Consider the following 13247-nt stretch of genomic DNA (forward strand, 5'->3'; position numbering starts at 1 on the left):
GATCTGGTTGATCGGTCTGTCGGTGGCAGGCCKATGGGGCGCAGAACGAGATTGTTATTTGAGGGATTTCAATTTTTTGGGATTCGTAGTGTTAATAACTGCTGTGGAAACTGTGGATAACCCGATCTCGCCGCGTCGTTTCGCGGTTAAGCCCTGTTCACGGATTGTGCGTTAACTGGGTTTTAAACAGGGTGTGGATGGGGACAACTCCCGACCCGGTTTTTGACGATCCACAGATGCCTTAAGGGTTTTAAGCCCATTAACCGCGCTTGTCCCCTTAAGTATCCACAGGGTTATCCACATGCACCTGTTAATAAGGTATGTAGTGCGCGGCAGGATGTGGATTCAGGAGTCCCGCTGCTGCTGCTTGATGCGGTTTGTGAGCTCCGTGACCTGGTTGTAAATCACACGGCGCTCTGCCATCAGCTCACGGATCTTGCGGTCGGCGTGGATGACCGTGGTGTGGTCGCGTCCGCCAAGCTCCTGTCCGATCTTCGGCAAGGACATGTCGGTGAGCTCGCGGCAGAGGTACATGGCGATCTGTCGCGCAGTGACGAGGGTTCGCGTACGGGACTTGCTGCAAAGCTCTTCCATGCTGAGCTTGAAGTAGTCAGCGGTCTGGTCCAGGATCTGCTTCGCAGTGATCTCTTGGGCGCCGTCGTCGGTGATGAGGTCCTTGAGGACCATCTCGGCGAGGGCCACATCCACCGGCTGTCGGTTCAGGCTGGCGAAAGCAGTAACGCGGATCAGGGCACCTTCAAGTTCCCGGATGTTGCTGGAGATCTTGGAAGCGATGTACTCCAGGGCGTCGTCCGGTGCCGACAATCCCTCGCTGAGGCCCTTCTTGCGGAGGATGGCAATACGGGTTTCCAGTTCAGGCGGCTGGATATCCGTCAGCAGGCCCCACTCGAAACGGGAGGTCATCCGGTCTTCGAAGCCCGCCAGCATCTTGGGAGGCTGGTCCGACGTAATGACCACCTGCTTGTTGGCGTTATGCAGGGCGTTGAACGTGTGGAAGAACTCCTCCTGGGTCCGGTCTTTGCCCGCCAGGAACTGGATGTCGTCGATCAGCAGCACATCCACGTTTCGATACGTGGTCTTGAAGCTGGTGCCTTCGTCATCGCGGATCGAGTTGATGAAGTCGTTGGTGAACTCTTCGGAGTTGACGTAGCGTACGCGGATTCCGCTGTAGAGGCGGCGGGCATAATGGCCGATCGCGTGAAGAAGGTGCGTCTTGCCGAGCCCGGAGTCGCCGTAGATGAACAGCGGGTTGTATGCCTTGGCAGGGGCCTCGGCTACGGCAACAGCGGCCGCGTGGGCAAAGCGGTTCGAGGAACCGATTACGAAGGTGTCGAAGATGTACTTCGGGTTCAGCCGGCCGAATTCATGCGAGGTGCTCGGCGGTGTCGGCTGGGGCTTCGGCTCCGCGGCAAGGTCCGGCATCGCGGAAAGTTCGACGGCGGGTTCCGGCTCTTCGTGGATAGGCACCAGATCGGTGTCGACGTCGATCGCGCAACGGATGTCATCCGAAAAAACGCTGCGCAGGGCGTCGTCAAGGGCGTCCTTGACCTGCGTCTGCAGGACTTCGCGGGTGAGCTCGTTGGGAACGGCTACCAGAAGCGTCGAGCCGATGAGGCCTTGGGCCTGGGCGAGGATGACGAAACCGCGCTGGCGGGGTGTGACCCGGTCGTCCTGTTCCAGAAGGCTCAGCACCCTGCGCCAGGAACTTCCGACAGTATTGGCGTGGTTGGCTTCGTCTACTGTCATCAATCAGTTCCTAAATACTTGCTTGCCGGCGTCGCTGGCAGCCGAAGTGTCTCCGACTGGCGATGTTTCCGGGGTTAATCCACAGAGTTATGCACAGCGGGTGGACAATGGGCTACTGAGCCACTCTAGGGGATGGAATCGCTAGAAGATAGCTGGGAAGTTGCTTGTGGATAATTACACCGTTGTGGTTCTGATTTCGGCCTTGTGAGCCACTTCATCCACAGGCTGTGCAGCATCCTTTGGCACAGCTGTGGATAGCTGCAGGAATGGCTCCCGGTTTGACTGGGGGTGCCTTTTTGCCCTAACGTTGTGAAGTCCTTTGTGTCCGCTTTTGTGATCAGTTGCATCGACGTACGTTTATCGTGCGGCAGGCAACGGCGGCAGGCACATACAAAACTTAGCGTCGGCCAGTTCTTCCCCTTTTGATCGGGTGGGCGCACCTTTGATCCACTGGAGTAACTAACGTGAGCAAGCGGACTTTTCAGCCGAATAACCGCCGTCGGGCCAAGAAGCACGGCTTCCGCCTTCGTATGCGCACCCGTGCCGGCCGCGCCATCCTGGCTGCACGTCGCGGCAAGGGCCGCGTCGAACTGTCGGCGTAAATAACTGACTTGTCGGTAAGGGTCTTTTTGCGGGTTCGACGGTGCTAGCCACCCCTAACCGTCTGCGGACGTCTACCGACTTTTCAACAACTGTACGTTCCGGCGTCCGCAATGGACGCCGGAACTTAGTGTTATATACGGCCCCTATCGGGGCCGCGGAGCCGAGTCGAATCGGCTTCATTGTCTCCAAAGCCGTCGGGAACGCCGTGACCAGGAACCTCGTTAAGAGGAGACTGAGAGAAGCAGGCGCACTGTCCTTGCACACGCATGGAACGGGCCTGGCGGTCGTGGTCCGGGCGTTGCCCGCAGCTGCATCTGCCAGCTGGGAGCAACTGCTCTCGGACTACAACGCCGCATTGGCAGTGACGACGAAGCGACTGGGTGGATCCGTTCCACGCAGCGCTTCGCCAGACCACAACGGCACCACAAGGGAAGGGACACCGCGTGCATGACATAAGCACCGCCGTCGTTCCTTCCTCAGGTGACCCCTCTGGTTTTGGCGACCCCGCTGGCAAGATTCCCCATGGGAGCCTGTTGGCAGCGGTTGGCAAGTTCGTGTGGAACCTGCCCCGAAATATCCTGATTCTCCTGCTGAAGACATACCGCAAGGTCATCTCGCCCCTGTACGGCCAGGTTTGCCGGTTCTTTCCGTCCTGCTCGGCATATGCCCTGGAAGCGGTGACGGTGCACGGTGCCGTAAAGGGTAGCTGGCTCGCAGCCAAGAGGCTCGCCAAATGCCATCCTTGGAATGCCGGTGGAGTGGACCATGTCCCCGCCGGCCATCGTCATTGGCCCGAAGGCCAGACGCCCACAATTGTTGTACTGAACAACCCGGACCAGTTCCTGGCTGCTCAGGCTGATGAAGAAGGCCGCACTGCGGCCTGAGGAAAATAGGGATATTTTATGGATGACTTCTTTGGGACAATCATGTTCCCGTTCAAGTGGTTGGTATCAGTCATCATGGTTGGCTTCCATGACGGGCTGAGCTTCCTTGGCATGCCCGCCGCCAACGGCTGGACGTGGACCCTCTCCATCATTGGCCTGGTGTTGGTGATCCGTGCCGCCCTGATTCCCGTCTTCGTCAAGCAGATCAAGGCCCAGCGCGGCATGCAGCTGCTGCAGCCTGACTTGAAGAAGCTGCAGACCAAATACAAGGGCAAGACCGATCAGCTCTCCCGCCAGGCCATGGCACAGGAGCAGATGGCCCTGTACAAGAAGCACGGCACCAACCCGTTCTCCGCATGTCTGCCCATGCTGATCCAGATGCCCTTCTTTTTCGCCCTGTTCCAGGTGCTGTCTGGTATTTCGACTGCCAAGAACGCCGGACAAGGCATTGGTGCGCTGAGCCACGAGCAGGTTATCGAATTCGATCAGTCGAGCATCTTCGGTGCGCCGCTGTCTGCATCGTTGCTCCACGGTGGGGTACCTGGCACGGAGGTTGCCGTCTGGACCCTCTCCATCATCATGATCCTCGCCATGACAGCCTCGCAGTTCATCACGCAGAAGCAGATCATGGCCAAGAACATGTCCGAAGAAGCATTGGCCAGCCCGTTCATGCGCCAGCAGAAGATGATGCTCTACATCCTGCCGCTCGTGTTCGGTATCGGTGGTATCAACTTCCCCATCGGTGTCCTGATCTACTGGACCACCACCAACCTCTGGACCATGGGTCAGCAATTCTTCGTTATCCGCCGCATGCCCACTCCGGGCTCGCCTGCCGCCAGGGCACTGGAAGAGCGCCGCGCCGCGAAGGGCCTGCCGCCGCTGCTGGGTGGCAAGAAGAAGGACGACGACGACGCCGAGGCTGCCGCGGCTGCCGCTGCGGCCGAAATCAGGGCCCAGCGCGTTCAGCCACAACGTAAGAACAGGAAGAAGAAGTAATGTCTGCTGAGAGCACTGAAGATGTAACTGCCGCCGAGACTGAAGAGCAGGACGACACGCAGGAAGAGTCGCTGTCCAAGACGGCCAGCCGCCTCGAAGAGGAAGGCGACATTGCTGCCGACTACCTCGAGGAACTTCTTGATATCGCTGACATTGATGGCGACATTGACATTGAGGTCCGGAACGGCCGTACGTACATCTCCATCGGAACTGACGAAGAGTCCACTGCCCTGGACAGCCTGGTAGGTCGGGACGGCGAAGTCCTCGAAGCCCTGCAGGAACTGACTCGTCTGTCCGTCCTTTCGGCGACTGAAAGCCGGTCCCGCTTGGTATTGGACATCAACGGTTACCGCAAGGAACGTGCCGGCGTACTTCAGCAGATCGCCGAGGACGCCGTTGCCAAGGTCAAGGAATCCGGCGGGACCGTTGCACTGGAGCCAATGAGCGCCTATGAGCGCAAGATCGTTCACGATGCCGTCGCTGATCTCGGATTCGTCTCCGAATCCGAGGGCGAGGGCGCTGGCCGCCACATCGTGGTCTCGGCTGACTAGCGGCTCATGGTTGAAATTACGGCAACTGAACTGCAGGCAGCAGAGAAGATCTTTGGGGACCGCCTGGATCTCGCCAAGCGCTATGTAGAACATCTGGCCACGTCCGGAACTGAACGTGGGCTGATCGGTCCTCGTGAGATCCCGCGCTTGTGGAGCCGCCACGTCCTGAACTGTGCAGTCATCGAGTCAGCCATTGCCATGGACAGCCACGTGGCAGACGTGGGATCCGGTGCCGGGCTTCCTGGCCTGTGCCTTGCAATTGCCCGCCCAGACCTTGAACTGACTCTGATTGAACCTCTGGAGCGTCGAGTCATCTGGCTTCAGGAAGTCGTGGACGACCTCGGCCTGGACAATGTGACCATCATGCGAACCCGCGCTGAACTGGCTGTGGGATTGGTGGATGCGGACGTCGTTACGGCACGGGCAGTTTCCGCTCTTTCCAACCTGGCTGGGCTTACTATCCCCCTGCTGAATGGCAAGGGCGAGGTTGTCGCGATCAAGGGTCGCAGCGCTGCCGAAGAAATTGAGAAGGCCAAGAAGGTCATCCGTAAACTTGGCGGCGTGGAAACGTCCGTTGTTGTTTGTGGACAGGAGCTTTTGGAGGAACCCACCACCGTGGTGAGGATCATCGTCAACAAGCCCGGAAAGACGGGTTAGTCACCGCCCGGTTTCCCGCGTGTCGGCGGCTGAGCAGTTAGGCTAGAGAACGGCAGCAAGCGCCGAATGAGAGTGAGAGTGTGACCAGTGGGCAGTAGCGAAACCTCCACGCAACGGATCCCCCCCTTTATGTCCCTGGGGTCCGCGCGGGCCATGGCCACACCCTCGGCGTCACTTCAATCCGCTATTGTGCGAACGAATTCAGTTGATAATGCTGCCGTTTCACGTGAAACGCTGACGGATGAGGTTCACAACGTGATGGACTCCATCGATGATTCGAGCCCTATCGCTCGCCAACTGGCCAACGAAACACGCCGACGCGAGCGGCTGATTGGACGTGAACTCCCTAAACCTGATCGGACCCGGATTTTCACGGTCTCCAATCAGAAGGGTGGCGTTGGCAAGACGACTACTACCGTCAACATTGCCGCTGCTCTGGCGTCTGCAGGGCTCAACGTCCTGGTCATTGACATTGATCCCCAGGGAAATGCCTCTACAGCCTTGGGCATTGAGCATCACGCAGATGTGGACAGCATCTACGACGTCCTGATCAACGACCTTCCGCTGAAAGATGTAGTGGCTCCGTGCCCTGACATTCCCAACCTCATCTGCGCCCCAGCGACGATCCACCTGGCCGGCGCGGAAATCGAGTTGGTTTCATTGGTGGCTCGTGAACAGAGGCTTCGCCGCGCCATAGACGTCTACTCAAAAGAGCGGGAGAAAAACGGTGAGGGACGTTTGGACTTCATCTTTATCGACTGCCCACCCAGCCTGGGTCTGTTGACTGTCAATGCATTCTGCGCCGCCAGCGAAGTTCTGATTCCCATCCAGTGCGAGTACTACGCCCTGGAGGGCTTGAGCCAACTCCTGAAGAATATTGAGATGATCCAGAAGCACCTCAACGCTGACCTGGTGGTTTCGACTATTCTCCTGACCATGTATGACGGCCGAACCAACCTCGCGGCACAGGTTGCGTCTGAGGTCCGCCAACATTTCCCCGAGCAGGTTCTGAGCGCCGTGGTCCCCCGCTCGGTACGTATCTCTGAAGCGCCGAGCTACCAGCAGACTGTCATGACCTATGATCCTTCATCGAGCGGCGCGTTGTCCTACATGGAAGCCGCTGCCGAAATCGCTGAACGCTAGAATTCTTGAAACACTGCAACAGCCTGGGCGGGTCCGCACTCGGCAATTCCATCGGAGGGATGAATCAATGAGCGAAAAGCGAAGGGGCCTCGGCAGGGGTCTTGGGGCTCTCATTCCTAGCTCACCCGCGGGTGCCCAGGGAAACGGCGCTGCGCCCTCCCGCCCAGTGGACCTGTTCTTTCCGGAAGCGCGTAAGACAGCAGAGCCGCTGGAGGCGCCCGATGCTACGGCTCCCACAGCTACTGCCGACTCCGGGATGTCGAGCGTAGCTAGTGGTTCTCCTACCGGCGCTGCGAAGGAAGCATCCCCATCCGGCGAGGCGAAGCCCGCCGCGTCCAAGCCAGCTACAAAGCGCTCTTCGTCTGCTTCGGTGAAGACGAGTGGTGCGGAGACGAGTTCGACGGCGTCTTCCGCTCCTGCTGCTCGCACTTCAGCTACTCCGCCCGAGGTGGAGTTGGTTGAGGTTCCAGGAGCGAGGTTCGCTGAGATACCGGTGACGGACATTCATCCCAACCGTAAGCAGCCTCGATCTGTCTTCGATGAAGACGACATGGCCGAGCTGGTGCACTCCGTCAAGGAAATCGGTGTCCTCCAGCCAATTGTTGTACGTACTTCAACCGAAAAGGGTGGAGAACCGTACGAACTGGTCATGGGTGAGCGACGTTGGCGTGCAGTTCAGGCCGCTGGGCTGGAAACAATCCCGGCGATCGTTCGTGACACCACTGACGACGACCTTCTTCGAGACGCGTTGCTGGAGAACCTGCACCGTAGCCAGTTGAACCCGTTGGAAGAGGCAGCCGCCTACCAGCAGCTCCTGGAAGACTTCGGAACTACCCATGAGCAACTGGCCGACCGCATCGGTCGCTCCCGTCCTCAGGTATCGAATACGCTGCGACTTTTGAAGCTTCCGCCGTTGGTGCAGCGCCGTGTGGCAGCCAGCGTCTTGTCAGCCGGCCACGCCCGTGCTCTCTTGGCGTTGCCTGACGCGGCCGCCATGGAGCGTCTTGCACAGAAGATCGTTGCTGAAGGTATGTCTGTCCGGGCCACTGAAGAAGCCGTAGCTCTGTACCAGGACCCGACCGCGCCAGCCAAGAGTGCTATACCCAAGCCCAACGCGAGGCACGAGCGCCTGGACTACCTGGCGTCGTCGCTTTCCGACCGCTTGGATACGAACGTGAAGATCACGTTGGGTGCTCGCAAGGGCCGCGTTAGCATCGAATTCGCGAGTGTAGAGGATCTCAACCGAATCATGGATGTTTTGGGACCGGGCTCTGAAGACTAGTTTTCCCGACCAACTGAATGGGGTTTGCCATGTGGGCAGACCCCATTTTTGTGCCCTGGAGCTTTGTGTTCCGAAGCGCCTTGTACTTCTCAATGCGAAGTTGTTAGGTCTTCGGTAGGCAGGCCGCTCCTCCGAGTGCGTGGTTTCACGTGAAACTAAGTTCTTCCAGGGCTTCAGAATGCTATTTTTCTGTGCGCTTTTATAGCGTTCGACGTTGTGGATAAGAGGACACATCTCTTCTTGCTCCGGTAAGTCTGCCGCGCACGAGCCGCAATCGCTCCTGCGTGGCAACGGTGAAGGGAGTCCGTGTTCGATGGGTTCCGTTCATGAGCATATCCGCGCATTGAGCCAACAGGGTTTATAACCTCGTTTTGGCCGAAGCTGCTGGACTCGGAATCCGCGTGGAGGCACATCTCCAAACATTCGCGGCCGGTACCGAAGCTGTTTTCCAGCGGCTTTTGAAAGGACGCCGCATCCCGCAGCACCCGACTGCCTGATGATGAGGGATGTTTCACGTGAACATACCGTCGAACAGCCTTCGCCTTGCAGGTACGTATTGCGGCTGGTTCCGACTTGTATGGCTGGACTTCTTCCTGGTGGGAGGAGGTTGCTTGAATTGGCCTGCTCTGCGCTAACGGAAAGTGAACGACTTACTGTGACGTGGGATTTTGGGTCCTCTACCCCGGCACGACTGTGAGAAGGTCTAAAGCGGTCGCGCTTCTGGTGCGGAGATGTAGATACTGTCCGTGGTCTGGAGCTCGTTGGAATGAGATTGAGCTCATTTCTCCGAGCAAATGAATGCACTACTTTGTCCTTTTGCAGCTTTTCCTCGTGACAGCGATCTCATTCTGATCCTCGCCTGCTGCCGCATGGCCAGCTGGTCATGGTTGTCGGTCCTTGTTTCACGTGAAACACTGCGAGGCGCGTAGCAGCCTCGCGACGGAAAGGAAGGGACATCGATTGTTTCACGTGAAACGCCCAGTTGTCTCAAGTGGACCGAAGGAGCAGAGCATGGACTGGCGGATACGGAGAGTGCGACTAGGCAAGATTGAATTACAAGTCTGTAATTCGCGATGGTGTACCGCGAACTCCCACCAGGGTCTGCCGACGAGCATCAAGCGTCGTACTCCCCATCACTCCAACGAGCGCCATACCAGGAAGGGAAGTCAGTCGGACTTTGGATGTGGGAGCTAGATCCGGGCCTATGAAACGGACCGGCCATGCCAAGGCCGGACGTACGTCCTAGGGGTGCTTATTGGTTGCGGGTATGGGAGCGATGGAGCGGCGTGAGATGCAACGGTTTAGTGGCGGCATCTTGAGTCCGATAGACCATTGTCCCAATATCTGGTGTGTTCGATCGGTTCGAGCATCGTAAACTGAACGTTCTCGTGTAGCGCGCTCGAGGGGTCGGAGCTGGGCGTTCCAGTTGTCGTGTAGATCTATGAAGTCATCACGACACTGGCGCCCACTCCACAAGTGACCTCCCTATTCCCTCCTGCTAACGCCCTGGGACCTGCACAACATCGCCCGAGGCATTGCCGCCACCCTTTATCGTATTGGCCCAGCGAACTGACTACGCAGATGGACCGCCAATTCTGCGGACCCTGAACTGAGGAGAACGCCAATGTTCAATGTGGCCGGAAGGACAACTGGGACAAGAGGTCTTAGGCTCCGTCAGGGAGAAGCCTCCCCCCGTTTGCGGTCTTCGACGCAGATGCCTTTCCAGCCATAGTCCGTGAACTTCCCACAGTAGCCACTGAGGGTCGAGGGTTGGCACGATGTCCATCCGAGCTCATCGACTACCTAAGCTTTTCGCCCATCCAAGATCTTCGCACACCCAAATTCTTCGAACACAGTGGCAATGGCCTATGCGGACCATGCGGCTTGTTCCAAGTCGTCGTCGACCTTGAGACGCAGTGCCACGTTGGAAGACGGCGTCATGGCATCCTGGCGCTCAGCAGCGATGAGTTCCGTCGTGCGACCCACAGCCCTTGCTTGGTGCGCGATCCACACCCAATTATCCAGGGGCAATTACACGTACCACCGAACCTCGTGGGTGAGCGAGGCATCACGGCTGGTCTGTTGGGAATTGAATGGATTTGTCATTGGCTGCCTGATAGATCTGATGTTGTACGTTTGCCTTGATATTCCGTCTCGGTAATCGCCGTTAGCCTTAAAGGTCTGGCTCGGCCGACCGGTCATCCGGTTTCGTGGATGGCCTCCTGAAAGGACGTGCCGGACCCTCGTCGAGGACGAACGGCAGACACTGTCTGTTTCACGTGAAACATAATGCACTGTCAACTGCATAGCGCGGCGGGCGGAAGCTGACATCAAGATGCATGGGACTACACCTAGTTGGGCGGTGGATAAGCCTGTGGATAACTTTGGGGATAAGTCTGTCCCTTGCTAAGGAGTGCCTGTTTCCAGAAGTGTCCAAGTTGCTCAAAGTAAGAAACGCGTGCACCGCGATCCTTCCTGGAGGATTCGACGCATGTTTCACGTGAAACGCTCCCGCAGGGAAAGGGGTGTATTTCATGTCACATGATCCCAAAACACTTTGATTTGCGGGAATTTGGCGCGTACGCGAACCGAAGGCGACACGGAGACCCTCACCAGATCCGGAGTAGTCAGACGGAGATGAATCGGGGTGGCGAAGATCAGCACAATGAACAGCTGTGGAATCGATATGTTGAAGGCCAACTGGCCGGTGGATAAGCCTGTGGATAACTTTGTGAATAACGTGAGCCAGTCTCCGGGTCTGCGTGCCACTGCTGGCTTCCCGGGAGAGCTCAGATTGGAGCGACCCTCGATGCGCCGGCGTCTAGTCCATAACTGCGAAGTCGACTGCCGTGCAAAGGCAACAGCATGTTCAATGCCGAAGGTCGTCTGGGGCTCGTCACGGTGGTGTATTAGGTTCGCCGGTGAACCGCGGTTCATGCAGGGAGGTACTGAGGGCCGGTCAGAGCCACGTTTCGACTCCTACTCGGGCTTCTTTGATCGGATGTTTCGTCCTGAGGGACAGGGTCGAGCTCTACGCCGAAAATTTTCTGGCGGTCCTTCTGGGGCAATCACTGGCCAGGCAACGGTAGCAGCGTACTGCAAGTTGCTGCACTCATTTCCCCAAATGGTCGGGACAAGGAGTGCATCGTGTACGACTCCACGGCCTCCCTATGGTCGTGCCCAACTGGGCGCCAACGTAAGTGGTGTTTGCGGACGGTATGGTCAGCGGCGTCGTCCTTGAGATTCTAAGGCTTCTGTCGGATAGACTGCCTTCCGCCTAAGAAGTCTTCTGCAGGGGGCCCATCCATCTTGTGAACGTACGGCGAGTCAGTCAGGTTACTTAGTATGGTGGCTTAATACCACTGCTGTGTTTCACGTGAAACATTCGCGTCGCTTGGGGCTTCTCCGCAGACCACATCCTTGGAAGGCTTGGGTTCCGATATCAATCTCTTGCCGTCGAGCGTGATCGAGTGGTGGGTGGTTCCCGGCTCGACAGTTGATAGGACATTCCGTGGCGGCATGCTTTCCAATAGGCTGCCGCCCCTTCATCTTCCCAAGGTGTGTGTGTCGACGGTAGGTGGAAGGAGTCATCTCGAGCGCAGTAGAAAGCTGGCCGCCCATGCGCGTCGCAGGAAGAACTCTCGACTTGTAGGAAATGCTTCCATGGCCAGGCCAGATGAGGTTTTTGCTATTGCCGGCAGGGGCTCAGGAAAGCGCGAGTCGGTATTCCTGGACGTCTGCGCGCCGCACTAATGAAGTCCCACTGTCCCGTACGCGGGCCCGAGCCGCACTTGGTTCCAACCGCCCCGTCTGGGCTGTGTGGGAGTATGTACGGCTTCACTGGTGTCACCAGCACGCAGAATGCCTTCTTTGCACATAGGCGCAGGAGCCGTTCGGACAACAATGGAGTTGCCCGGTGCCAGTCAAGATGTTTCACGTGAAACGGATGTCCAAGACTGGAGAGCTCGTTGCTCTGAATAGGTTGGGGTCCGCCTGCCGGCTCCATGGAACAATCGTGTAGTTCTCAATGCCAGACGAGTCGAGCCGCGCCCCACACCGAGCTGTGTCCTTCAGCTGCCAAATGCAGCCTGGGGTCGAATGCCCGTTACGCATTGAACTCCGACGAAGGAATTCGCGCATTGGACACGAGTGTTGAAATACCGCTCCACCTCAAGTCGCATTCCACACCAGTTCTAGTCCCTAGGAAGACGGCAGGGGCGGCTCTTTTGACTCCCGCAAGGGCCTAGCGAGTCGAGGGAGCGTTCGCACTGCCCTATGGTCCATGATCAAGGTTGGAGTGAACTATTGGGCTGTCAGACCGTAGAGCGTACCGTATTGAAGCGTGATGACCGTTCTCAGGCGTAGCCCATACCTTCCGGTGTATTCCTGGCAGGCGGAGCACAATTAGCTAGGTCCGCCAAGGAGCGCAAATTGACAAGGACAACAGCTCAGACGATGTTCGCGAGAGATTGGTGCGCATGCATTGAGTCCTTCCGAGGCAGATTCTCGAAGCGGGTACCTTCATGAAGTCGATCATCGCAGTCGTCTATTGCATTTGGTTGGGACAGCAGCAAAGGGGGCAAGCGAGCAGGGCGGTGAGCCCACTAAGGTCAAGTGGAGCGTACCCAGGGTTTGCCGACCCCTTGCGTCATTGCCATTTGTGAAGGTGCCTAGTGCTCACTGGCCTATGTTTCCTGCAACAGTCCTTCTCCTTGGCTTCACAGCGTGTTTGTCTCCCAAGATGACATTCTTCACCACTGCACGTAGATGTTTCACGTGAAACACCGCAAGACTCCCTCGGTGCGAGCAGGCGGCAGTGTGTTGTCCGAATTTGTAGGCAGTGCCGAGATGGTTTGGGGGCTCGAAGTTAGGCCGAGCCGAAGCCGTTTCACGTGAAACATCTCGAGCGCCCTGTCGTAGACCCGAGGAGCTCAGCGACCAGAAGTGCACTTGTTTGCGTCCGGCATGCTCCATGGAACGTGAGCCGCAAAAACCAGCGACCTTGAAATCTTGACCGCATCCCTCCACTGCGGAGCGAACGACACGAAGGAGAAAAGAGGGAAACAACTGCGAAATGTCCCCTACTAGGCCGCTTGAGACTCCTGGGTGTTGCTTGACATGACAGGTAAGGGCATCGAGGCCCAGAGCCGGGTGTTATCAAGAGCCAGGCGGTTCGGAAGTTGCAGATCCAAATGATGCTGTCGATCCGCAGGGTTATGTACGGGCTTGTTCGACAATTTGCCACCGGAAACCTATCGGCGTTGGTGAAACTATTCGGCGACCAAAATTCTCCACGGCCCTGTCTGCAGAGCACTTCAGGATCTGAGAGAGGGACGGGCGGGAGGGGTGGGGATGTGAGAGAGG

General features: G+C 57.7%; 9 protein-coding genes. 8 read left to right on the forward strand and 1 reads right to left on the reverse strand.

Annotation, left to right across the window (positions count from 1 at the left end):
* Positions 1-345: 345 nt before the first annotated feature.
* Positions 346-1767, reverse strand: coding sequence for a chromosomal replication initiator protein DnaA (dnaA, locus tag AB4Y87_RS15725; protein WP_431117351.1), 1422 nt, complete (start codon positions 1765-1767; stop codon positions 346-348).
* Positions 1768-2231: 464 nt separating this feature from the next.
* Here dnaA and rpmH point away from each other — a divergent pair, with 464 nt between their 5' ends.
* The 8 genes from rpmH to AB4Y87_RS15765 all read left to right on the forward strand — a co-directional run bounded on the left by rpmH (position 2232) and on the right by AB4Y87_RS15765 (position 7883).
* Positions 2232-2369 (forward strand): 50S ribosomal protein L34, encoded by a 138-nt coding sequence (gene rpmH / locus AB4Y87_RS15730; RefSeq protein ID WP_011776797.1) that lies wholly within the window; start codon positions 2232-2234, stop codon positions 2367-2369.
* A gap of 41 nt (positions 2370-2410) precedes the next feature.
* Complete coding sequence (gene rnpA / locus AB4Y87_RS15735; protein ID WP_442005253.1) at positions 2411-2821, forward strand: ribonuclease P protein component; 411 nt, start codon at positions 2411-2413, stop codon at positions 2819-2821.
* Between the two features lie 64 nt (positions 2822-2885).
* A complete protein-coding gene (gene yidD / locus AB4Y87_RS15740; protein WP_442005288.1) occupies positions 2886-3254 on the forward strand; it encodes a membrane protein insertion efficiency factor YidD in 369 nt (122 codons plus the stop codon).
* Positions 3255-3272: 18 nt separating this feature from the next.
* Complete coding sequence (gene yidC / locus AB4Y87_RS15745) at positions 3273-4250, forward strand: membrane protein insertase YidC (RefSeq protein WP_442005254.1); 978 nt, start codon at positions 3273-3275, stop codon at positions 4248-4250.
* Positions 4250-4801 (forward strand): Jag family protein, encoded by a 552-nt coding sequence (locus AB4Y87_RS15750; protein WP_442005255.1) that lies wholly within the window; start codon positions 4250-4252, stop codon positions 4799-4801. The genes yidC and AB4Y87_RS15750 overlap by 1 nt, the downstream gene beginning before the upstream one ends.
* Positions 4802-4807: 6 nt before the next feature.
* Entirely contained in the window at positions 4808-5458 is a 651-nt protein-coding gene (rsmG, locus tag AB4Y87_RS15755; protein ID WP_442005256.1) for a 16S rRNA (guanine(527)-N(7))-methyltransferase RsmG, read from the forward strand.
* 129 nt (positions 5459-5587) lie between these two features.
* On the forward strand, positions 5588-6601 hold the full coding sequence (locus AB4Y87_RS15760) for a ParA family protein (RefSeq protein WP_442005257.1): 1014 nt from the start codon (positions 5588-5590) through the stop codon (positions 6599-6601).
* Positions 6602-6668: 67 nt separating this feature from the next.
* The gene (locus AB4Y87_RS15765) at positions 6669-7883 is read left to right on the forward strand and encodes a ParB/RepB/Spo0J family partition protein (RefSeq protein WP_442005258.1); all 1215 of its coding nucleotides are present in this window, start codon (positions 6669-6671) and stop codon (positions 7881-7883) included.
* Positions 7884-13247: the final 5364 nt, after the last annotated feature.

Source organism: Paenarthrobacter sp. RAF54_2, from assembly GCF_052113945.1.
Taxonomy (GTDB): Bacteria; Actinomycetota; Actinomycetes; order Actinomycetales; family Micrococcaceae; genus Arthrobacter.